This is a genomic window from Paenibacillus sp. LS1, from assembly GCF_026013365.1.
In the GTDB taxonomy this organism is placed as follows: domain Bacteria; phylum Bacillota; class Bacilli; order Paenibacillales; family Paenibacillaceae; genus Paenibacillus.
Genome location: NZ_JAPDOE010000005.1, coordinates 174,590 through 198,849, shown reverse-complemented (window position 1 = coordinate 198,849; position 24,260 = coordinate 174,590). Strand labels below are relative to the sequence as shown.

Genomic DNA, 24,260 nt, shown 5'->3' with positions numbered 1-24,260 from the left:
AGAACATGCTAACTTCGTCAGAAATAATGATCTAAAAGAGGAAATTTTTAAACGTTATAAAGATTACATGGATTGATACTGTAACTGATGATGAATAGATAAAAAAGAATCCTCTGTGAGAATGTATTTAAGATAAGACAAAAGCCTAACAAAATGAATACAAGAGCGGGTCATCGAAATGATGGCTCGTTTTTTTGCGTAAAAAAACTGTTTCATTGTTAGAATACGTGGCGAAACCTCTTGAAACGTTTCGTCAATAAATTTGTTACATCTTTTATTACTCGATTTTTGGTATGCGCATTATAATGGGTGAAATAGCAGCAGGTATAATCTTTATTCATTCACACATTAAACAACGTACTCACAGGAGGGAGCGAATGGGAGATAAGTGACTATACTTTAATCACTAGGAATTTGAGCCAGATCATGACCTGAGAGACGATAGGACTGACTATAAAAAAACAGTGACTTCGATTTCTAATTTCTCACATAATCATTTCTAGCCATAGTCACAGACAAATTTGGATTTTGCAGCCGTTTTATGATGACAGTTAAGAGTTAGTGAATGGCTGGTGTTCTATGAATGTACAGGAAGGTGGACATATTGAAACCTAATGCAATTAATCATGCATGCAACGAATTGATGGATTTTAACCAAAAATATACTCAATTTTCGGAGGAAGACAGAGTCTTCGTGATCAAAGATACAGTTAATGATTCCTGGGACCTTTACTTTAGATATCCAACCAATGAGTACCAGCAGAAGCAGTTAGATTCGATTGATATCCCGTATTGTCCCTTCTGCGGTAAAGATCCTAGCATTACTGATCAAAATAACCAGGAACCAACCAGGGTATTAAAACGGAGTATACAAACAAATTTTCATTATTCGGCGTATGGATCACAATCATTTGAAGCACAAGACTGGTAGTTCGTAGGGGGAGTTATATGTTGTGGATAGGTGCAGGTGTAGGTATGGTGCTTATAGGATACTTGGTTTTTATGAAATTACGGCAACGTCGGCATATGAAGATGATTGAAGACCTTATGGCAACGCACATAGAGGCTTCACTTGAATTATTAAAGACAAAATCGGGTTTTATTAGAAGTGTTCCTCCCGAACTGGTCACCAACTGCACTTGCTCTGATAAAAATGAAGAATGGAACTTTGACGTGTCATTAGGCTGCTGGTACGTAGAGCGAGAATGCCAGCAATGTGAGTATTATTGGGAAGGTCCATATTATCTTTACGATGATCCGAATATACGTGGTAATACGCTGGAATAAAAACTAAACAATTGAAGAGTCAGGGGTGAGGAATCTGGGAAACGAAGTTGTTGAAGGTAGTGCAGCTGAAGCAGCTGACAAGGCCATGGCATCGTGGAAGAAATTTACTGATGGTATTCAGGAGTCACGCATTCGTAGGGCGTTGGATGCTTCAGGATATACGGCCGTAGAACCAACCGAAAAGAATTTGAAAGAATGTTTTAATGACTACATAGCTTCAGGGATTGGGTCAAACCATGGACAAGAAAATATGGATGAGTTCACCGTCACTGATATGATCCGGACTATGATCGGATTGAAGATCTAAATTTGCTAAACCTATTCTAATGGCTGGACATGAAAAACTAATGTTGTATCTGCTATTGACCCCAGAGAGACTGGCTATCAGAATCTCTATCAACCTGAGGAGGACTTCAAATGAATATAAACAATGATCCATTAATGAAACCAATGATACTTGAAATTGTAGAGCATCTGCGTCTCCATCAAAGAACAATAACTGAAGAGGACGTAGTACATGCTGCAGTTAAAACGATGAGAGATATGATACGTAAACACGGCGCGCAATGTGAACCGTTATTTTTCGATTCTAGTCCAGTACATTAAAGTCAATAATCCAATTTGATAGCTTCAATCCACACTAGTGGAGGATTATCTCGATTCAATATGCTATAATATAGGCATAACAACCTTTGCTTACATAGTCTTTAGCCATGCGGCATAAGAAATTACAACTCTCGAATTAGGCTCTGTTAAATTAGAAATTCTCTGATTTAATCTATTCGAGGGTTGTTTATTTTAAGAAAAAAAAAGGAGGAAGTACTTTTGTTTAAGCGCGATCAAGTATTAGTACATAGTGTAGATTTTGATAATGCTGTTTTTTTTCAGGTACCTATTGAAGTATTCATGAATGATGGTAAATATTTAGAGGCTGGAACGTTACAAGCACACTCGGAAAACGGTGTGGTACTGAATAATGAAGGAAGATATCTTAAATCAAATTGTACATTTAAAATCGGATATCTTCATCAAAGCAGCTATCTGAAATAAGAAAAACAAAGGAAGACAAATAATGAATCTGGAATACTTCAAGAAAATATCAACTGGATTAATACCGGTTGGTTGTAAGGATCAAGACACACAAAAGGAAATCGAGTCGAGAGGGGCAAGATTGGACTCAACTGATGAAGATTATCTTTGGTACAGGAAAGCGCGTATGCTGATGAGTACCGACTCGGAAATTGGGACCATACTTAGCGAACTTGATAACTGTTCATTAGAGTGTGATGGATTGACAAGAGTAATCAGCTTGATACTGAGTAGGGCGGGAATAGCACATGATGTACTCGCGGGAAAAGTTCAAATGGATGGCTCATCGCGTATTGTCCAACCTCATTTATGGATTATCCTTAGTGATAACACGATGATTGATTTCCGGATCAGGATGTGGATGGGAGATCAGGTGGAGGTGCCGCATGGACACTTTGATCCGGAGTTGTTCCAACACATACATTACCATGGGGCAGCGATAGAGGATTGGGAGAAGGAGAACTCTTATGCACTTATTCTAGCCACCATCAACCAAATTGATGTCACTTCTTTTGAAAAAAAACTGCTTCATTTACCTACTGAAAAAACGAACTGAATTTGCTATAAAAAGAACAACAGTCAACAATGATTGTTGTTCTTTTTATGTTCAAAACTAAGTTAAATTAAGTTAAGTTAATTTAACTCATAAAGGGACCAGTTGTTTACCCATAAGCGTGGCGTATATTAGTCATATTATGGTGTTTTCACGCTTTCTCAACACAACTGGGAGTCATAGTTTGTGATTGGTTCCCAATAGGACGCAGGAGACGGTACTCCTTCACTTTGAATGCTTTTTTTAGTTTAATGTCATTCAAGAAAACATTTTACAACCAAGTTCATAATTTTATTGGCTTTTCAACATTTTAACTTTCGCTTAATATTTTGGAGCAAAATTTATGTTTCGAATAGAGTACTCCTTGATATTAATTCTCTATTTTTGCGTTCCATGTAATGCTACCATCCTTTAAATCAACGCCCTCTGCTGTATTTTCTGAGGTGTAAAACCCTTTATAGACAGTATCGTCATGACGATCCCAAGGGAAATTAGTTTCATCCCTTCTAATAATAAAAAGGTCATTTCCACTTTCGTGGATTTCTAGAGAAGCTTTAATCACATCTGTGCCTAATTTAAAGTCACCCTTAAATATATTTGTATCTCCATCGCGAACAAATAAAGCAAACCAAGCGCCCATTGTCCAATACCATTTATGTCCCAATCTTGAAGGGATAACTTGTTGCGGAATTAGATTTACAAATAACTCATCTAAAACCGTTACAACAGGACATACATATGGATTACTGGAATATGCTCTTGCAGCAGTCTTCACTTTTTCTATTTCATTTTGGATTTTATCGAGGCGCTCGTTCACTTCTGTTACTGGCAGACCGGGGAAGAGTTGTTGATTTTCAATGGCATACTGAAGGTCATTTCTTTGCCTTATTAACCGTTCATAATACTTTCCAAAATTCTCAAGACAATAAGGATCACCTGTTTGTCCTATGGTTTGGCTTGGCGGGTGAGGAATTTGAGTATACGGCAATAACAACACGGAGAAGGGAACCCCTTTACCCCCTAGTACCTGGTTAGGGAAGGCTATTGCTTCTTGAATTAGCTGGTCAGAAGAAATACCTTGCAATACACCTTCAGCCCCATCACGATAAATCGTTGCTTTCATCTTATATGAAGTGGTGATCTTTCTGATTTCACGTTCAAAGGAACCGGCTGCTTCTCCACTGATGACGCCAAACATTGCTTTTCCAGATAAACTGGCCTTGATAGACCTATACTCCTCAGCTGACTTACTTTCAATCTCAAGAACACCAAAGTAATCACCTCCGCTCAGGATACCATACACAAAAGAATCACCATATAAGTTTGTGAACCCTATAATATCTGTCGCGTACATTAAGGCTACTTTATCATTCATTTTTGCACTCGTAAGATCCAGTAGCGTTTGTTGATTTTCAACATGAACTCGCACTAATACATACACCGTGAAGCTATTTTGCTTAAACGAGCTTATAAATTGAGCCTTAGCGGAGCCACTTGTAGTGCCATAACTTAGTGAGGCGCTGGCGGACATTTTTAGCTGTTCCGACAAACTTAAACTGTTACTCAAAAGTTCGAGCTGAAAATACACTTTCTGGCCCGTTGCATTAACCACAGCTCTTATGTCATTTATATTGTCTAAAGCAACTGCCGGGTGAACAGAGTTAGTCATTGTGTTGTATCCTAGCCCGAGATTCATTCCATTTAAATAATCTGTTTCAATCATGGTTGATACCTCCTTTAAGAGGTAGTATCCATTACATAATGCAATTTTATTCTGATGGCTCTAACCGCAATTAATCGACACAAATATGTACTTATATGAAACTCCTGAAAAATCTGAACATAAGCCTTTTTTAATTATTTTTACTCAGATTCGGATAAAGCAACTGGTATTGGAGGGTACTTAATCCGAACAACACTAGTAACACAACTATAACTACTACTTTAACAAATAACTAATAGTTATAGCTGGTTGGTTGTTGTTTGTTTGATCATCTAAATATATTGTTAAAAGAACACCTATTAAGCACGGAATAGACCTCACTCGACTTAATAGAGATCTGATTTGAATAGCTCTACCTCTTCCACATATCCCTTTTTCTCCGTTTTTTTCTTTCATGTACCTCATTCTTTTGCTTGCCTGTTGGGTGGTTGGCCCTACCTTTTCAACGGGTTTTGATCTTTGGATTTGAACTCTGCTACATTGTATGGACCCTGGTTTGCCGCCGAGAAGATCATCCCCCCCGCCCCCACAAACAAAAACATGACTTGATCCGGATCAAGTAGAAGAATTTAGATCTGCAACTATGTACGTACTAAATTGGCCAAAGTAGAAAACCTCGTCACAAAGGGGAAGGTTACGAGCGAAGAACAAACCTAGCTGCAGAAGGTAAACCTATTCAGTCTAGTGAGGATTATGCTGGACTTAGTAATGATGAACTACCTGTCAGCAGACATAGGACAGCATAGCAGATCTCAACCCTATCGAGTAGTGAATGTAATGCGAACCTGTAGTGGGTTCAAAACGCATATGCTATAATCAGGTAAACAAACGTACATTCGTTCCCCTCTTCTTCTACTCCTTCAACTTCATTTGTGTTCCGTACTTTCTTGGTACAATTGATTGAAGCATACGATGGGTTGTACCAGGATAGCTTAATCATAAAAGGGAGGCTAGTCCGTGAGTGAAATAAAACCTAAAACTGAATTGGAGTTCACCGATGAATTGAGTTTTCGTTTAGAAGAACGTTTTAAGGATGTGAAAGATCAACTAAATCAGTGTGTCGCTACTGATACTCGTTTTTCCGTCTTAAATCTGGAACTCGAAAGAATAAAAGAGCAAGTTGATTATATGCAGGATGAACGTAAGAGAATTTTGTCCAGTGGCATAACCAAATATGTTTATGAGTATGGAAGTAGAGAGGATGTCCTACAAGCTTTTAAATATACTGATTTTTCAGAACATTATCTTCCAGAACATCTATTTGCACTTAAGACTAAATGGATATTAGAAAAAGAGAATACTCCTAGTAAAAAAATCAAAATGCTAAATATATTGCTGCAAGTTTACGAGGAATACACCTCTGCCTCCGAGAACTGGAATGTTTAAGATAAACGTTCCATGCTCTTTTAACTTTTAAGTTTGACCTCGTCAGGACTTGATTAATCTATGGACTTTGAAATGCTAGTTTATAGATTTTCCAAATTGGCAATCAAGTCCGCATGGGAACATAGAACAGGTAAAGATCATCTACGACATACATACCCTGTAGCTAGTTTGCTTCGGATCAGATAGGTGCTAAAACCGTTCAACGACTATCATATCAAGAGAGGTGAGTTGAATTATGGAATCATTCACTTTTAAAACATGCGAAAAAGATCTGGAACAGCACTGCAGTTTGCTATTGCCGGCGATCCCGGATCATGTGGATGTTCAACTTGAGGAATACAAAGACTTTCTAAAGCTTGTGGCACTCTGGAAGACATCAGTAATATTTTATGACATTCAGCGTCTTGAAGAGTTTGAAATAGAGGATCAGTTGATTAATGACAATGACCTAAACAGAAGACCTCTAGGATACGTTAAAGAGGAAGTCTCTAATAAGGTAAGGGAATTCAATGAATCGCAGAATCGTTTGCGTGTTCACATCGGGGAAGAACAAGAAATCACTCTCTTCTTAGCACATGAGGGTATGATGTACTGTTTTGAACATTCGAACGATGAAAGGTATCCTAAAGACAAAGAGCAGTTTATTGAAGGTTTGTTGGAACAGTACGAAGATGAAATAGAAGCTTTAAAAGAAAAAGAGTCAAGTGAACATCTCAAATTATTTCGTCAGAGAATAGAACACTTGCGCAATTTTCTTATAGAGGAAAAGGATTTCCATATGTGCACCAATGTTGGCGCACGAAAAGCGTTCGTCCGGAACTTAGACATAGATCCGAAATCCCCGATCGATCTTTCCGGAATCCCCTCTGGTATCTGGCTAAAAACGGTGGAGGAGGCCTGGGAACAGGTCAAGCTATTAAAAGTACGCACGAAAACATAGTGTATTACAATCCACTATCATAATGATAGGAGGTTCTCATATGGTAGCTAAAAGTGAAACCCTGACTACTCAAGATGGTTTAGGGTTAAGTACTAAAGACATCATTTACTTGATCATCTTTCGTGAACTGCGTATAGAGCCACAAGTGATGAAATCACTGAGTGAGACTGTTGTTAGAGAATCTGAGAATCTGAACTCAAGGATTTACATCTACCAGGTCATTCGCGAGATGGCTTCACACAACTGGGTGGTACAGGCTGAAAGAATCGGGAATCATAAAATTATGGCCATTACCGATCAAGGTATTAAAAAACAAGAAGAGTTGAGCAGCACCTACTATGTTTTGCTAAGTGAGCTCAAAGATACGACAGATTATTTTGTAAGTGAATTAAACGGCCATCTGGTAAAAGAAAGACCACCAATGAGTGATGCGGTACGTAAGCATTTTAACCGGTTGATTAATGTACGTCATCTCACTCGTTATTTATTTCTGACAATCCTAGAGAAAGAAAAAGCGTGTACCTGTGTCGAGATATATGAATTGATGCAGCTCCGGTATGGTTGGCAGTGTGGTGAAGGATACATTTATGAATTGGCTCATGAAATGGAGCACCCCGAAAGAGGATGGATTATCGGGAGATGGACTTCGAATCGGAAGCATACCTATGTATATCGACTCACGCAAGAAGGTTACACTTGGATTTCACACGAATGCAAGGATGCGTTAGAACCCATCCGTAGCTTGCAGAGGTATACAGTTCAATTGTTAAAGCTTTTCCCAAGCACCGTCTAAACTTGAAAACATAGAACGATAATCATATTATGATAGCAACAAATAAAAGTAAGGGAGCTCTGAATATTTTGAAACCAGATGAAAATAACATAGTTTTGGATTATCAGTCACATGGAAGGTGCAATCCATCTGATTTAAACAATGGATCTATACCAATGGAGTATGTAATTGACTCTACAGGCAACCTCATCCCATTTGAGAAGGTGCGAGAACGGGTAGAAATATCAGAAGAACATTACCTTACCATCTCAAATTTAATGAGCCTCTTGGACAAAAAATCGATTTTAGAGATTCTGGATGAAAATAAAGCATGATTGGAGCTGGGATAATATCCTGGCTCTTTTTTTTGTTTACAAAAAACATCTCCTGGAATTGGGCAACTGGGCTCGATTAAAGTAATATGATTTTAGCCTCACGTCAGAAGTGTTTAGAGGCATTCTTTTGAAGATCACGAGGCACTGTATAGTAAATACAATTTACAATACAAACCTATAGGAGGAGGGAGTTACACACCTTGAAAGTTACAGATTATAAATGGGAGAGATACATTTCTCGCAGAAGATTAGAAAAGAATAAAGAAAAATTTAATATTTTATATCAGATTAGAGATGCAATTTTTGATGCTGATCTCAAAGCCACAGAAAAAATTATGATTACTATTAAGAAAACAAAAGATTATAAAGAAATACTAGGGACTGCAGGTAGCCTTCATCATTGGTGGGTCATAGATCGTGTGATTGAAATTGATGAAAAAATCACTCTATTGTATAGAAATTGCAAGTTTCATCAACCTTCCGATCCCAATAAACTCTGGCAGGAAGAACCGTTTCAATTAAAAAAGACTATTCATGTTGAACCGAATTCTATAACGCCTTTATCCCCCTCACCATCTATGAGAAAGGAACTTGGTTGGACACTTGAGAACTTTACCTTCACGATTCGAGGTGATAAGGCAACAGTTAATTGTTCTATAGAGATCCCCTCATCGTCTCCTGAATTATCTGAAGGTGAGTACGAGGATCAGATAGAGTTACTAATTACTCAAGTAATCAGAGGTATGGGCTACGCTGCAGATAAACCTATCTTCACATGGGGTACGAAAACACATATAAAGGATGAATTCTTTTTTCTCTATAGCGGCGTGATTGAACATTATAAATAAGAACAAGATTGGAGCAATAAGAGATGCAACGTAAAGAGCTAATTTCATCCATTTTAATGGAGTGTACGAAAGAGCGCAGCAATTATTCTTCTAATGATATGGCCATTGTTCCTATGACAATCAACATAACAAAGGAAGACTTGATTTCGGGAAGTTTTCAAAAAAATCTAAATATCATTGAACGGGCTGAGAAGAAGAAAATTAAAGGTAAAGGGTCTATTATTCTATCATTTGAAGGTTTGGATAAGCGGCACCTTTTTAAATATCCTGCGGTATGTCGTTATCTTAAAAGATTATTCAGAAATAAACCTCACTTGCTCTATCTCTTGCATCCTCAGTGTAATTTACAGGTCATATTACTCGCGTTGGTGGAGATCGATGTTGGTTCTCGTGGAGATTTAATCGAAAACAACCGGAAAAGCATGGCGGAATTCACCTTCTATGGTATTGATTTAGCCGTGCATATTAAGCGCTATATCACAAAGGCTGTTCGATACTCCAATGGCTTAAAGGAAAGTCCTGAAGCCCAACAAGACCTAATTGGTTCCATATTGGATTACATCGATTATGAGCAGCTTCTGGAGGACTACCCCGCGCTCTAAGGGCTGGAATTAAGGCTGTTGTTCTTACCATTGCCAAAGAGTTTTGTTGCCGTTCTGGAGCAACTTCAGGGACAGGGGACATGGGAACCGATAGAAACTAGAGACTTACTCAATTGGATGTTGAAGTTAATGGGAGGCACATTCCATTAGGCATTATATAGAAAGGAGTGACAGTAGCAAATGTTGCCTAAATACCCGCATACAGTCGTCGGTCATGTGTTTTATCAAGATAGTCAGACAAATCTGTATTACGAGTTGTTTGAAAGACTTCCACGAAAAGAGATATCACTAGAAACCTTTCATAAACTGAAGTCCGAATACAATCGCGAAGGAATTCCTGTCTACATCATGGATGATAAGCAGATTGAACTTCTATTTGATGTCTGGAAACAAAGTCCTTCAACAATTGATGTAGGGAGGCTTAACTTTTACTATGCGTTCGGTGCGATTACATCACAATTATATACAGAATATACGGAGTTGCACCTCAGACATAAATCCAGCTGAATTAATGCTCCATATTTATAGGAATTGAAAGGTGAGAACATGACTGATAATCATCTGGTTTGTTGTGTCTTTTGTGGTGAGGAATATGATCTAGATCTCGAACCAGTAGACCAAATCGAGAATAAAGGTTTTTGGTGCGATCACTGTCAGGGCTTCACCTTCTTTAATCCAGAAGATGAAGCAGCAAATCGACAATTCACGCTGTTCCTCGAAAGTAAAGACGAGACGAACGAAGTAGCTTTGCATAAACCAAGCATTAAATTAAAAAAACGTTTATCACCTTTACGTTATCCAGGTGGCAAGAGTAAAGTAGCTCATTTTATACAAGCGCGTTTACGGCCAGAAAAGTCGAAAGTATTAACTAGTGGTTATGTTGGGGGAGGTAGCGTAGAGTTTGGTCTACTTGAGGCAGGACTCGTGGAAAGACTCATCATTAACGATTATGATTTCGGAGTGTACTCCCTCTTCCAGCTTATAAAAACTACACCCCAACTCTTAATAAATAAACTAAGGTCTGTGACACCAACACATGAGGATTTTATTCGAGCTAGGACAATAATTAAAAACTACTATAAGGACTGCGATATGTTTGAGGCTGCCTGGTGCCTCTTGGTGGTTAACCGCTTAGCATATTCAGGAATCTATAAAGCAAATCCTTTAGGAGGTATTCGGGGAAACAAGGAAAACCTATTGTCCCGATGGAATCCGGATAACTTGTGCAAACGAATATCTTCTATTCATGCTTTGGAGGATAGGTATTCTGTAGAGAACATAGATGCACTGAAATTCATTGAAAACCACTTTTTTCAAGATGACAGCACCTGCCTGGTTGATCCACCTTATGTAACTGCAGGTGAACAATTATACCTGCATTACTATACAGAAGAGGATCATCATAATCTTCAATTTCTTCTTGAATCATTGTACTTAGAAACACCGTGTGCTGACATTATCGTTACATATGATGATCATCCATTAATTACACAAATATATGAGTACCCCGAATTTCATCGTATCAAAAGAAGATTCAGCGCCTAAAAGATCCATCAAATCAATCCATATTTAAGGGAGAGAATGTTACCAGTGGAAAAAGCCAATACGCATTCCATAGAAGATAGATCGTACAGACTTTTTAAGTCATATGTTGAAGCTCTGTTTATAATAGTGCTCTTACGCTACTTAAATAACAATACAAGCGGAAAATTGCATGAGATCCAAAGCTCTGTTATAGATTTTTTTCTGATTGTGGTAAAGCTACTGACACATCCATGGGTGTATAACTTTATAAGTTTCAGTCTGTTGCTGTCCCTTCCAATTTTTCTCGCCATTCTAATCTCAAAGAAAAGAAAGCAACTGATCAAGAAGGTCACTCTCCTCCTTGTTCTGACTGTCGTAATTCGTCTGATTGATGAGTATCTCTCAATGTAATCACGTATCATTTTTAACAACACTTAATATCGCTAATATATTTATGAAAAGACGGATTACGAGTGATTTATGTGTAATCAATTGCTTGAAAATTAAGGATATCGTGAAGGAGGGATGAATCCAAGATGTTGGAAAAATTACATGAAGGTATCGGTAGTTTCTTTAAGACATTCTCGTTAATAGGTGGTCTTGTCTTTATTATGAGTTTCTTTTTATTAGTTGGTTGTATGGGATGGCTCATGTTTATAATTTTTTTAACATTCACTAGGGGAGATACTGCCTCATATAAAAATATTTTAATTCTACTTCAATCCTGGAGAGTATTGCTACCTATAATATCAGTTCCAGTTTTGCTGTATTTAATGGATAGATCCAGTCAAGCATCAGGTGGCCAATGATAGGCAAATTATAAAATGACGCTGTCGATGTACTACAACGTATTCTAATAGCTTTGTCATTGAAAAGGGGCTTAATAATTATGAGTACTGAACATTTATTTCCTGCAATAGTTACGGAATTTGGACAAAAGGTAATGAATCTTACTAAACACCTTTCTATAACTGAAGACTTTTGGACACAAGAAGAGAAACACCTACTATCGGTTGTTCAACTCTATGTTTCAAGTGAAAATGATTTGACTAACTTTAACCAAATTGTTAGTGCATCTTATGAATTGCTGCATAGTTCTGGAGGGTGGCTCTCGTTACGTTCTAAGCTACTATCAGTCAGTAATTCTAACCTTCGAGATCTCTTTATCAAAGATGCCCTTTTTCAAAGTGATCCGGATTGGCAACGAGAAGAAGCAATACAGAATGACATGATAATAAATGTCTGTTTACAGAGATTGATATTTCTTGTAGAAATCTATATTACGACCCAAAATGAACTTGCTCGGAATGATAGTGTCTTCAAAAAAGACTAACAACCGCACCATGGAGAATAATACACTGAGACGAAGGTTTTCAATATCTTGATTAGGAGTGGCATTAAGCAAATGCTGCTGGGGTGTGCCAACGATCTGTATACCAATGGATTTACAACAACTCAACTCCTAAATTTGATATGGCGTGTAAGGCGGCGAAATATCTAGACAGGGACGTTGAGGAGTTATTTGTAGGAATCAGAATCATTAAATAGAGATCACAGGCAGGTAAATAGATATGGTGAATAGGGAGTATTTCAATGTTCATCTGATTAAAAATAATAAAGAGTGAGGCTTAGACTATGAATGATTTGGGACTGTTTACAATCGAAAAACGTGTACAGCCGATTTTTCCTGATCCGTATATTTTTACAGTCAAATTCTCAAAAGGATTTGAGGGTTTTTATGAAAGGCTATACTATAAATATAAGTATAAGAGCTTGAAAGTTTGTAAAATTAAAAATAAAAAATGGTTTGAGGAAGCTACCTTCACATGGCAAGCATCTCTGGAATCAATCCCTTTGAAGAATATCGTCTACTCACAAAGTAATGATTTTTCGCGTTCTATGCAGTTTAAATTCACAAGTGAAGTAGACATGATTGATGCTCTATATACTTTAGAGAATTATCTAGATGGAGTCGTTACCGAAGAATTTATTAGATATCAGATTGCTATGAATGCAAAAGATGAAATGCATCCTTAATTGAGATATGTTACATACGCATTCATGGTTTACCAGCCTCTCCAATTCGGACATGTTAAATGATTCTTAGGAATCTGTTATCACTGAATTAAAACTGGTATAATGAAACAAAGAATAATGAAAACAAAGAGAAGCACTCTTTTCCTAATTTGGGGAAAGTGTGCTTTTTTATTGCCTGATTTACGGGAGGTTATCATGAAAGTTGTTCTAGCCGAAAAAAAAATACAAGCTGAAGAGTTAGCGAAACCCTTTCCGCATAAAATGGCCCAAGGATATATAGAGATATCACCCTGTTCGACTTTTCCTCAAGGTGGGGTAATGGTCTGGGCTTCAGGACACTTAGTCTCTCTCTTAGAGCCTGAAGAATATGATGAAAAATTCAAGAAATGGGACCTACAAGATTTGCCGATCATCCCAACTGAATTCAAATATCATGTTGATCGAACCAAGTCTAAGTTGTTTGCTGTAATTAAACGCTTTGTGAAGGACCCAAAGACTTCCGAAATCATTATCGCTACTGATCCAGGACGTGAGGGTGAACTCATTGCCGGTCTTATCCTACAACAAGCGGGGAATAAAAAGCCGACCAAACGATTATGGACATCTTCATTAACCAAAAAATCAGTAGAAGATGCTTTCAATAACCTACTGCCTGGAAAAACGAAGGAAAATTTATTCTATGAAGCATATAGCAGACAGTGTGCCGATTGGTTGATCGGCATGAATACATCTCGCTTGTATAGTATTTTACTTCGAGGAAAAGCTGAAGGCAGTTTCTCAACAGGGAGAGTACAAAGCGCATTACTTTCACTGTTAGTGGAACGAGATGTGGCTATCAGTAAATTTGTTCCTAAACCATTCTGGCAAGTATATGCTACTCTTTCGATTGATGGTAAAGAGTTTAAAGGAAAATGGTTTAAGGATGATCTTACGGATTTACCCGCACGGCAGATCTCTGAGGAGCTGGCACAAGCCTGTAAAAACAAGCCAGCAGAAGTAAGAGATGTGAAGTTCAATAGAACGGAGTATAAGCCTCCTTTGTTGCACAACTTGTCTTCAGTTCAAACTGCAGCTAATAAACTATACCGGTATTCTCCTGCAGAGACAACAAAAGTATTACAAGGCCTTTATGAAAGAAAAATTACTAGTTATGCTCGAACTGATTCACAGTACATCACTGAAGGGGAAGCAAGGCAGCTTCCAGGCATTTTAAGCAAACTCCAGCAATTAAAAGAGTATGCTCCTTTGTTGCCTGCTCCTCAACCAGAGCTAATAGGAAATACACGTTATGTGAATCCGAATAAGGTAACTGATCACTATGCAATTATACCGACGGAAAATGTCCCTAATCTTTCAGATTTAAAAAATGAACAGGAACGCAATTTATACGATATGATTGTTCGTTCAGTCATCGCGGCACATTATCCCAATGCAATCATTGATTATACAACGATTGTGACGTATGTCGATTCTAAATTTTCGTTTTTATCTAAAGGCAAGGTAACAGTAGCTTCGGGTTGGAAAAACGTCATTTCTCCGTTGCCAACATCTTCTGAAGATGATTTGACGGATGATGATGAGACAACTTTACCTCAGCTGGCTATGGGAGAAAAAGGTACAGCGATACACACTGAGGTGAAGGAAGGGAAAACGCAGCCCCCCAAACGCTACACCGAAGGTGATCTGATTTCTCTTATGAAAAACGCTGGCAAGCATATTGATGACAAAGATTACGAAAATATCATGCAGTCCACCGGTGGATTAGGGACAGAGGCTACTCGCGCTGGGATGATTGATCGACTTAAATCCCAGAAATACATTGAAGTTAAAAAGAATAAGGTGTTCACAACGGAGAAAGGCAAATTGCTGGTTGAAGCCATTGGACCCTCATTATTGACCAGTGCAGAAATGACAGCTCAATGGGAAACCAAATTAAGAGACATTAGTAATGGACAATATCCTTACAAGGCTTTCGTTAAAGAGGTGCAGGAGCAAACTAGAGAATTGGTCCGATCTGGATACAGCGCAACGATGGAGTACCTGGGTAAAGGAAAAAGTACCCAAATAACAGATAAACAACATCAAAGCACTCCTATATCTGATCCACCTCCTGCCAGAGTCCAACCTGTAATCGACTCTAAACCAATCGTTGTGCAACCTGTGAAGCAACAAGCCAGTAGTCCGGAGCAGCCACGCTCAGTCCAATCTAAGCCGTCTGAGCCCAACCCAGGTCCTGTGGTTGACCAAATGACTCTAAAGGCGATGTGGGTGGTTGTTCAAGCTAAACAAGGTTCTGTATCATTGATTCAGAGAAAATTAGGGGTCGGCTATACTGAAGCTGCCAAACTCATCGATGCCCTGGAAGCACTCGGTGTGGTTTCAAAATTTTTAGGGTCAATGCCGAGAGAAGTCTACATGAATACATCGCAATTCCAGGAAAAGTATCCTCATCTATTCATGAGAAAAGTAGAAGCACGTGTAGCACCCGTTGTCCGTGAACCGGAGAGGGCTCCGATCGATTCGGCCGAGAAACCTCAGCGTAGCGTTGCTGCCGAAAAGCCGGCTGACCAGCCTGCAAGATCAGTTAATCCAGAAGTAACCCATCAAATTAATACTTCTGCACCCCAAGCAAAAGTAAATATTCCGGAACAACCCAAAAAAGTGCAACAGAACTATCCACCTGCAGGTAATGGGGGGAGCGTTCAACGACACCAGCAGAAACCTTCACAACAGCCTTCTCTCAACATGAATGACTTAGGTCTTTGCCCTAAATGTGTTTCGGGCCATATCACGGATAAGGGGAAATTCTATGGTTGTAGTGCCTATCACCAAACCGCTTGTGACTACACTATAGGGAAAATAATTATGGGGGTAGACATTACTAGAGAGGATATACAAACACTACTCCTGAAAGGTGAAACTAGTCTGAAGCGCGGGTTTACTTCAAAGAAGAGTAACACTCCTTTTGATGCCTATATGACATTGGGTAATGAGGGTAAACTTGATTTTAAAAGACCTGAACCCAGAAAGTTACTGCTGCCAGGGGCACTTTTGAAAAAACAATCCTTAGATCAACTTACACAAGATAGCAGCAAAGAGATCGAGTGGATCGAGACAGCGACAGAAATGATGAAGATGCCGGCAAGGGTAGAACATGTTGCTTACGGTCCAAAAGTCGTTAGATTTGAAATGTTACCAGTCTCTATGAATATCAACATATCAAAGTATCGTCGCTATAAAGACAATTTTAAAGCGGTTCTTGAGGCAGAAACGATTACAATTTATTCGCCCATTCCAGGTTCCAAATATATTGGCATAGAGATTCCAAATAAACAGCCCTATACTGTTAACCTGAGAAGTATGCTGGAAAATCCATCCTTTATAAACGATCAAGGTGATTTGACCTTCGCAATTGGTGTGGATATGACCGGTTCTCCTCAATATGCTGATCTAGCGAAAATGCCTCATTTACTTATTGCTGGTGTAACAGGAGCTGGTAAATCGGTTTATGTTGACTCATTTATTCTAAGTTTAATTTTTAGAAAATCCCCTGCGGAAGTGAAGTTCATGATGATCGATCCAAAGATGGTGGAGTTATCCAAGTACGAAAATTTACCACATCTATACAGTCCGATTATTACTGACCCAAAATTAGCACTGCGAGCACTGAAGAGACTCACCAGTGAAATGGACAGAAGGTACGCTATGTTCGTTGAAATGGGTGGAGTGCGTAATATAAAAATGTATAATGAAAAGCTTTTACGACAAGATCCAAAAGCTGAAAAATTGCCCTACATTATACTCATTATTGATGAATTGGCGGATCTCATGATGTTAGCACCTAGAGATGTAGAAGACGAAATTCAACGACTTTCTCAACTTGCTAGAGGAGCAGGAATTCATTTAGTAGTAGCAACGCAGCGACCTACAAAGGCGTTCATCTCACCCAACATCAAAAGTAATATGCCGGTTCGTATTGCATTTGCAGTGTCTGCAACCAATGATTCCATGGTCATTCTAGATGAACCAGGAGCAGAAGATCTTCTTGGCCAAGGCGATATGTACTTCAAACCTAAGGACCGGCCAAGACAACGTTTAGTGTCCGCGTATGTATCAGATGAAGAAATTGAAAATGTAATGAGATACATTACTCAAAAGAACCCATATCATTTATGACAATACTATTTAATTCAAAAGATAACTTTGTTTGTTACCTGCAAAGTTGTCTTTTATATATACAAGGGGTTAAATAGAATTAACGTTCCCTCTTAAAATACGCACTTTAATGTTTTAAGGAGAGATATAAGAGAAGAGGAAATATTATGGAAAACGATACTCTTGATTCTTCATTAATTGAAGCATTTAATGGATTATATGAGAAAGGGTTTAGGTTTATAGCGGACCTTGATCAAGTAAAAATGATTCAAACAGGTAGCCCAAACCCGTACAACCAATTAATAACTCCTTTGAACAGAAGCGACCTGTTCATCGATGATGAAATGGTTACTCCTGAAGAAAAAGAGAAAGCATTGAATTGCATCTTGTTTCTAAAAAGTGTTAAACGAAAGAATGTATAAAATATATCTGATATTCAAGTTAGAGTTTTTAATCGATTTTACAAGGGAGATGACAACATGCAGTTACTAGGAAAAGGCACGTTTCAATTTAATAAAATTAAATATCATTATCTTCTAGGAACCGACGGAATTCAATTGAACTTAAGTTGTGAAGACCTGGTAGAGAAGACATTGAAAAATCTTACTGAGGATTCTGAACTAAAGGAATCGTTATATAATCAGATTGCAAAAAAGTTTGGGCGTTCAACTGCCAGAAACGCTTTATTTAATCCACAATTTATTTCTACTGATACCCGTAGAGAAATGAGTATACCATTCCCTCCGAATGAGGAGGAGAGGCTGTCTATTCTTGCATCGGAGCTCATTCGTGAGGGTTTGATACAATTGGAACAAGAAGACGCTCAACTTGTGAGCTACATGGCGCTGAAAGATGTAAAATTGGTGGGGGTTACTTGTAATAACAATCAATACTATTGCTCTAACAAAGAAGGGATCAAGGCTTTAAGGATACAATTGAAACTAAAAGCTAAAGATTTGCAGCATGCGCTAAAGGACATCGAACGCACGGACGCAATTTTATTTAATGAATTGGATGCACTAAGTAATTAAAGAACATCCAACTAAACTATACCTTCCTCTGGTTGTCGGTGCCCTTACATTCAGATCAATATTTATTATGTATGCTCAAATTTAGACAACCAGGTGTTTTTATTTGTACAATTACATTACAAGTTCTAATAGTAAACTTACTTTCTGAGCCAATTCTGAGCCAAGGAATATCTGGAGGATTGTGAGACTAAAGTAACATTCAAATAGTCCAGTACTCTGATTAAATGAGAAGTGATAAATGTAAAATATTATTCTCTGGTAAAAACCATAGGATTAATATAATGGCAATCCTGATTATGATTCTTAAATAGGTAGATAAAGGAGAGAGCTACATGACAAAACCAATTAAAGGTGCTAAACAAATAGATACCTCAAAATTTCCAAGTGTTCAAGCAAGAATAAATGAGTTGGGAATTGAGGATCGTCTGCCACAAGTCATTTGGACACGGGTCTCAAAGCCAAGTGCTGCACAGTTGCTTGCTGAGCTAAGTCTCATGTGTAATGCTAGTATTAGCAATAACTTTGAATTAAGAACTAAAACAAAGAAGTCATTTCAATTCTTCAAATCACATGTAGGTAAGTCTGTGCATCCATTCGCAATTACTCAAGCACAAAACGATCTTAATATCACTAAAGAACGGCTAGAAGAGTTAGTGAATTTACAAATGAGTTCACTTTCCACAAGTGATTTGGGATAATAACACCGCTGCCAGAAGAGAAAATCTTAGTTTCAGAAAAGGTTCTATATATACTAATCTTTCCATTTTATATTGATACATATTTTCTCTTCTTCTTAAAATACATAATTTAGTTTATAATACTTCCAATAGGGCATTATACCTATTGGATTATTAACAAAAGGGGAACCATAGTGGAAAAATACTCATTCAATCTACGTGAATATGATCCAATTAAGATAGGCTTAAATATTCGTGCAATCAGACAAAACAAACGCATTTCAATCTCAAAATTATCTGTGGATACGTACATTTCATCTGGTAAAATTTCTTACCTTGAGAACGGAAAGATTTCAAAAGAGCACTTTGACGAAATTAGAACAATAGCTAAAGCACTAGAAGTTGATATAACAGATATTCTCAGTGAAGATACATTATTAACACCACCTATTGAAAAGTTTACTTCATTGATTGATCTGACTTTACAATTTGTTAAAAGTGGACTCATAGACAAAGCTGAAAAAATGAAAATGAAAATACGTAATTCTGTTACTTCAAAAGAACTAGAATGGCTTAAACCTGCTTTTTTATTTATCGACTCCCAGATCTCTAAATCCAGGGGTGATAAACAGAAGGAAACAGACAATTATAAAGAAATTTCTGCACTTTCAGGAAATCATTCAATACTCAGTCATTACAAGGTACGATCATTAAATGCTCTTTCTTGTGAATTGTATCGCTCTAAGGAAATAAGTGAAGCCCTAAAATACTCAAGAGATGCTTTACGCTATATCGATGAAAACCGCATATCTGACGAAGTGAAATCGAATACATTGTATAATCTAAGTTTATTGTATAGCTTCATAGGATACACAGATGTTGCCATGACGCATGCTAAAGATGCAGCGTTGCTTTCAGATGCAGATACTGTCTTTCAAACAGAAATTAAATTTGCTCTCGGCATTTATTCATTTATTAAAGAAGATATTCAGCAAGCAAAAGATTATATTACAGAAGCATTAACTTATTATCAAAAGACCAGTGATTCCACAACGATTCCAAATATGTACAAATGTTTTTATACGTTATATCTAATAGATCCGGAGAATCACAAACTAATTGAAGAGTTTTTTGATGGCGATTTTCTGTCTGCAATGAATACACAATCAATATTTCACATTGAACTGCTACATAATTGGATAGAGTTGATGTTAAAAGAGAATCGATCTGAGGATGTTCTAGAGCACGTAAAATATTGTATAGAGATTGCAGATGAAATGCCTGACTCCATTAACAAAAATACGTTCTGGCTTGCTTCACTATATTACAAAGCAATAGGAAACATCACGGAACAAACAAAGATGCTGCATCGCACGTCTCAGTATGTTGATCAGTCTGATCATCTACAATTAGGCAAGATTATGTACGCTCTTGCTGAAATTGAAGAGGGATCATCGAATAGTCTGTTCAAACAGGCTGCGCAGACACTGCATGCAGCTCTTAATAACCTAGATCACAATCAGATTTTTGGCCATCTTCAAAATTTACTGCCTGAGCCAAGATACTAAGCGTATTGTACTTGTTGAATATTTGACCTTACGTGCTAAAAATATAATAATAGTCCTAACAATATAAGACATGAAAGAGGAAGCACCTCAATGCGCCGGTAGGCTTGCATTGAGGTGCTTTTTTTTATTTACAGAAGGAGGGTAACTTGTTTTGATGTTTAGAAGATTAGATTTGTCTCTTGCCTCTCTTGGGTTTCTACTAAAACGTAAGTGGTTTGTGTGTGTGCTCGTTTGTGTGGCATTAAGCCTGGTTGTCTCGGGTGTGTATATTATAGAAAGCCGGCGTCCCATAACCACATCAATCGTACTGCATATCGATGGAAAATCTCTTGAGGTCGATACACAGAGTACGACTGTAGAAGATATGCTTCAAGATGAGATGATACCGTTGGCCAAGCGTGATTATATTTCTGTCCCCCTGCAGACGGTGATTGAGGATGGCTTGAACATCGAGATTCGCTATGCTAAGAACTTTACGATTACTAGCAAAGGTCAAACCACTCACTATTCATCCACTGCAAAAAGCGTAGAAATGGCATTAGAGGACGTGGGTATAGCGCTATCAGATGATGATGAAACATCACCTTCGCGAAAATCAACGCTGCTAGCAAACGATGATATTATGATACTGAATTATGTAAAGAATATGGAGGAAACCCTTGAGGATCAGCCACTAAAAACCATCACAATCTATGACGATACCTTACTAAAAGGTCAGAGTCGTATAGCTCAGAAGGGTACTCCCCCAACGATACAAAAACAAGTCCAAAAAACGTATTTAAATGGATATGCACTGAACGAAGATCCTAACGAGTCCATCGTGAAGACTGAAGGGATTCCACAAATTGTAGTTGTAGGAACGAAAGAACCTGAACCGGTTTACGTTGAACCAGACATCGAAGTACCGACTACTCAGGACAATATCCTTATCACTCAGGAAGAGGGAGTATCGAGCGCCTTGGTGGAGGAAATCCAGGCAACCGATAATCAATCTATGTTACCTTATGACGGTGAAAGCCAAGAAACATTAACTGGATTCGAACTAACGGCTTATACAGCCCATTACGCCTCCACAGGTAAGCATGAGGGAGATCCGGATTACGGGGTTACAGCATCTGGAACAAAAGTAATGGAAGGGAGGACGATTGCTGTTGATCCGAGTGTGATCCCTATGGGCTGGTGGGTGTATATTGATGGCCTCGGTTACAGGAAGGCCGAAGATACAGGAGGAGCTATTAAAGGAAAGAAAATAGATGTGTATTTTGAAAGTGAAGAATATGCGAATTTCTTCGGCAGAAAAAAAGGATATACGGTCACCATAATCGGTCCTAATAAACCCGACGACATATCATCATAAGCAAAAAATGAGTACTTCTCAACATAGGAATATAATGTTAGGATAAGTTTATTCTACCTTATCTTAAACGATTAAATCTTCTGCATGCGCGAGAGGATCACACTTTATAAATACACTTTAAATTGGTGGCAATACGTCTAATAATTACTAGACATTTGTCATTCAGGTTAAAGTGTATTTTTTTGTGCCTTCTACGCTGCATTCATCCAGAGAAGTAGAACTGAAATCATGTATAGGAGGTGCTCAAACTCGTTACATAATAGTAGGATTGAACAGCTAAATTATAAACTGGAGGTAACCCATGAAACTATTCAAGATTATACTCACATCAATCATTCTATCCGTTCTGCTTACATCGTGTTCAGTAAACCAAGAGAACTTTATTAAATCTGCCCAAGCAGTGGCTGACGGGATTGAAACGATTAATATTTCTTCTTCAGATCAGAAGCTTCAATTTAAAAAGGGGCAGTTAAATGTTCTTTTTGTAGACGTAAATCAAGGGAGTGCGATCATTCTTGAACTCAACGGAAAGGTCATGCTTTTTGATGCAGGAGACAACGGTACAGAAGATTTGATGGTTAGGACTCTAAAAGAACATAATATTAAGAAAATTGATGTTGCAATTGGTAGTCATCCTCATGCAGATCACATCGGAGGACTTGATGCTGTAATTGATAACTTTGATGTGAAGAAGCTCTACATGCCAAAAGTGACCACAAATACTAAAACGTTTGAGTCTGTGTTACTGTCTGCGAAGAAAAAAGGTCTGAAGATAACTAGCGCAAAAGCAGGAACCACAATCGACTTTGGAAAAGACATTTCTGTTGAAGTATTAGCACCCATTAAATCTAAATATGATGATTTGAACGACTACAGTGTTGTTGTAAAATTAACCTACAAGAATCAGTCCCTTCTTTTGACTGGTGATGCTTCGTATGAAAGTGAGATGGATATGGTTAAGTCTGGTGAAGATCTTAGAGCTTCGCTCATTCTCCAACCGCACCACGGGTCAAGCAGCAGCGGTTCGGCAAAGCTATTATCAGCTGTAAAACCTGAATACACCGTCATTCAAGTGGGGGCTAATAACAAGTATGGCCATCCTACAGACAAAGTATTGAAGCGCCTAGAAAAACAGAAGGTTAAAGTGTTTCGTAATGACTTACAAGGCTCCATTTTGGCCACAACCAATGGAGACAAATGGGAGTTTAAAACAGAACGATAGGGGTTTTTTTACATGAAAGGTATAGTTGATCGATTCGAAGGTCCATTTGCGGTTATCGAAATAGATGGAGCGTGTGAGGATATCCCTAGGGACCAAGTAGATCCGGCCGTAAAGACTGGAGATGTAGTTGAATTAGAGAATGGCAGATGGATTACCGATAAAGCTGCTACTAAATCGGCTGAGGAACGCATTAAACGCTTAGCTGAGGAAGTTTGGGAAGATTAGTATCTACTCCCCTCCACAGTATTTTAAAGGACAGTAGAAGAGAAACAGATCCTTCACAGAGGCTGTTTCTCTTTTCTATTTACTATTGCTCCGATGCAGTATCAGAACCTTTGATACAGTTGGAGAATGTCCTCAATTCCTCATCACTAATGAACCCGATTTGGTTATATAATTCTGCCCTTGATAAACTGATTCTATCTGGATTGTCCGGGTTCAAATGATAGTGTTTCACGAAATCAAACTGATTTTTGTGTAAGACCATAATTGGTATACTTCGGTCTAAGATTGGAATTGTCGAGACTTCTTTATGGGTTCCATCTACAGTATTTAATTGGAACATCCTTTCATCATCCAGCGTGAAATAGACTGCGTAATTTGATGATAACAGAGTGGAAATATTCATACTACCAGCTCCTTCCTTAAGCAAAATAGACTTATAGCCCTAAGTATAATTCAGGTGCTGATAATCGAGTAGTTCCTCCAATTAAATATTGCTCTCAAGAATAGATAACAATGATTGATTGTATTACAATTATCACAATGCAATCTCGATTTTCCGGAACTAAAGAACAAATTAATTAAATGAGAATGGAGAATAGATATGGATAAAGAGAGATTAGAAGAGATTGAAAGTAACATTGTTAATAATACTGCAATTGATAAAGCGACTGTACAAATTATTCTTCAAGAATGCATGATGAAATTAGAAGGTTAATTGGAATTAATACAAGTATTAGTCCTGGTCAGCACATCGTTATAACTGCAAATACGAATCATCATGAGTTTGAGTTTGGTCAACATTGTGTAGTTACCGAGTGGGAAATTTACGATGAAGCAGAAAGAGATGTGGGTGTTGAGGCAATGCCGGTTAATGGAGGGCAGCATTGGTTTGTAAACCATACTGACTACGATGTGAAAATTTAATTTGA

The 24,260-nt window shown here is 38.0% G+C and carries 24 protein-coding genes; 23 read left to right on the top strand and 1 reads right to left on the bottom strand.

Annotated features, from left to right (window positions below; all coding sequences use genetic code 11):
- Positions 1-948 precede the first annotated feature (948 nt).
- From OM416_RS20065 to OM416_RS20045, 5 genes are all read left to right on the top strand, one after another.
- A complete protein-coding gene (locus OM416_RS20065) occupies positions 949-1,287 on the top strand; it encodes a hypothetical protein (protein ID WP_264932503.1) in 339 nt (112 codons plus the stop codon).
- A 25-nt stretch (positions 1,288-1,312) separates the two neighbouring features.
- Positions 1,313-1,594, top strand: coding sequence for a hypothetical protein (locus OM416_RS20060; RefSeq protein WP_264932501.1), 282 nt, complete (start codon positions 1,313-1,315; stop codon positions 1,592-1,594).
- Positions 1,595-1,704: 110 nt separating this feature from the next.
- Positions 1,705-1,893 (top strand): hypothetical protein, encoded by a 189-nt coding sequence (locus tag OM416_RS20055; protein ID WP_264932498.1) that lies wholly within the window; start codon positions 1,705-1,707, stop codon positions 1,891-1,893.
- 219 nt (positions 1,894-2,112) lie between these two features.
- On the top strand, positions 2,113-2,337 hold the full coding sequence (locus OM416_RS20050; protein ID WP_264932496.1) for a hypothetical protein: 225 nt from the start codon (positions 2,113-2,115) through the stop codon (positions 2,335-2,337).
- 22 nt (positions 2,338-2,359) lie between these two features.
- Positions 2,360-2,932 (top strand): hypothetical protein, encoded by a 573-nt coding sequence (locus OM416_RS20045; RefSeq protein ID WP_264932494.1) that lies wholly within the window; start codon positions 2,360-2,362, stop codon positions 2,930-2,932.
- Between the two features lie 367 nt (positions 2,933-3,299).
- Here the strand turns inward: OM416_RS20045 and OM416_RS20040 are convergent, their stop codons facing one another.
- Positions 3,300-4,652: a hypothetical protein gene (locus OM416_RS20040; RefSeq protein ID WP_264932492.1), complete on the bottom strand. Its 1,353-nt coding sequence runs from the start codon at positions 4,650-4,652 to the stop codon at positions 3,300-3,302.
- A 957-nt stretch (positions 4,653-5,609) separates the two neighbouring features.
- Here OM416_RS20040 and OM416_RS20035 point away from each other — a divergent pair.
- From OM416_RS20035 to OM416_RS19950, 18 genes are all read left to right on the top strand, one after another.
- Complete coding sequence (locus OM416_RS20035; RefSeq protein ID WP_264932490.1) at positions 5,610-6,038, top strand: hypothetical protein; 429 nt, start codon at positions 5,610-5,612, stop codon at positions 6,036-6,038.
- Positions 6,039-6,273: 235 nt separating this feature from the next.
- Positions 6,274-6,978: a hypothetical protein gene (locus OM416_RS20030; protein WP_264932488.1), complete on the top strand. Its 705-nt coding sequence runs from the start codon at positions 6,274-6,276 to the stop codon at positions 6,976-6,978.
- Between the two features lie 40 nt (positions 6,979-7,018).
- The gene (locus OM416_RS20025) at positions 7,019-7,771 is read left to right on the top strand and encodes a hypothetical protein (RefSeq protein WP_264932486.1); all 753 of its coding nucleotides are present in this window, start codon (positions 7,019-7,021) and stop codon (positions 7,769-7,771) included.
- Positions 7,772-7,839: 68 nt separating this feature from the next.
- A complete protein-coding gene (locus OM416_RS20020; RefSeq protein WP_264932484.1) occupies positions 7,840-8,085 on the top strand; it encodes a hypothetical protein in 246 nt (81 codons plus the stop codon).
- A 200-nt stretch (positions 8,086-8,285) separates the two neighbouring features.
- Positions 8,286-8,933: a hypothetical protein gene (locus OM416_RS20015; protein WP_264932481.1), complete on the top strand. Its 648-nt coding sequence runs from the start codon at positions 8,286-8,288 to the stop codon at positions 8,931-8,933.
- Between the two features lie 23 nt (positions 8,934-8,956).
- Complete coding sequence (locus OM416_RS20010) at positions 8,957-9,535, top strand: hypothetical protein (RefSeq protein WP_264932479.1); 579 nt, start codon at positions 8,957-8,959, stop codon at positions 9,533-9,535.
- A 546-nt stretch (positions 9,536-10,081) separates the two neighbouring features.
- On the top strand, positions 10,082-11,080 hold the full coding sequence (locus OM416_RS20005; protein WP_264932477.1) for a DNA adenine methylase: 999 nt from the start codon (positions 10,082-10,084) through the stop codon (positions 11,078-11,080).
- Positions 11,081-11,595: 515 nt separating this feature from the next.
- Positions 11,596-11,868 (top strand): hypothetical protein, encoded by a 273-nt coding sequence (locus tag OM416_RS20000; RefSeq protein ID WP_264932475.1) that lies wholly within the window; start codon positions 11,596-11,598, stop codon positions 11,866-11,868.
- A gap of 80 nt (positions 11,869-11,948) precedes the next feature.
- Positions 11,949-12,392 carry a hypothetical protein gene (locus tag OM416_RS19995; protein ID WP_264932473.1) on the top strand — a complete coding sequence of 148 codons (444 nt, stop codon included), beginning with the start codon at positions 11,949-11,951 and terminating at the stop codon, positions 12,390-12,392.
- 302 nt (positions 12,393-12,694) lie between these two features.
- Positions 12,695-13,096 carry a hypothetical protein gene (locus OM416_RS19990; protein WP_264932471.1) on the top strand — a complete coding sequence of 134 codons (402 nt, stop codon included), beginning with the start codon at positions 12,695-12,697 and terminating at the stop codon, positions 13,094-13,096.
- 195 nt (positions 13,097-13,291) lie between these two features.
- Entirely contained in the window at positions 13,292-17,272 is a 3,981-nt protein-coding gene (locus OM416_RS19985; RefSeq protein WP_264932470.1) for a DNA topoisomerase 3, read from the top strand.
- A gap of 146 nt (positions 17,273-17,418) precedes the next feature.
- Entirely contained in the window at positions 17,419-17,673 is a 255-nt protein-coding gene (locus OM416_RS19980) for a hypothetical protein (protein WP_264932468.1), read from the top strand.
- Between the two features lie 57 nt (positions 17,674-17,730).
- Positions 17,731-18,282: a hypothetical protein gene (locus OM416_RS19975; RefSeq protein WP_264932466.1), complete on the top strand. Its 552-nt coding sequence runs from the start codon at positions 17,731-17,733 to the stop codon at positions 18,280-18,282.
- A 332-nt stretch (positions 18,283-18,614) separates the two neighbouring features.
- On the top strand, positions 18,615-18,980 hold the full coding sequence (locus OM416_RS19970) for a hypothetical protein (RefSeq protein WP_264932464.1): 366 nt from the start codon (positions 18,615-18,617) through the stop codon (positions 18,978-18,980).
- Positions 18,981-19,153: 173 nt separating this feature from the next.
- On the top strand, positions 19,154-20,527 hold the full coding sequence (locus OM416_RS19965; protein ID WP_264932462.1) for a helix-turn-helix domain-containing protein: 1,374 nt from the start codon (positions 19,154-19,156) through the stop codon (positions 20,525-20,527).
- A 151-nt stretch (positions 20,528-20,678) separates the two neighbouring features.
- A complete protein-coding gene (locus tag OM416_RS19960; RefSeq protein WP_413775810.1) occupies positions 20,679-21,884 on the top strand; it encodes a 3D domain-containing protein in 1,206 nt (401 codons plus the stop codon).
- 301 nt (positions 21,885-22,185) lie between these two features.
- Complete coding sequence (locus tag OM416_RS19955) at positions 22,186-23,106, top strand: ComEC/Rec2 family competence protein (protein WP_264932460.1); 921 nt, start codon at positions 22,186-22,188, stop codon at positions 23,104-23,106.
- 12 nt (positions 23,107-23,118) lie between these two features.
- Complete coding sequence (locus tag OM416_RS19950; RefSeq protein WP_264932458.1) at positions 23,119-23,331, top strand: DUF3006 domain-containing protein; 213 nt, start codon at positions 23,119-23,121, stop codon at positions 23,329-23,331.
- Positions 23,332-24,260 lie beyond the last annotated feature (929 nt).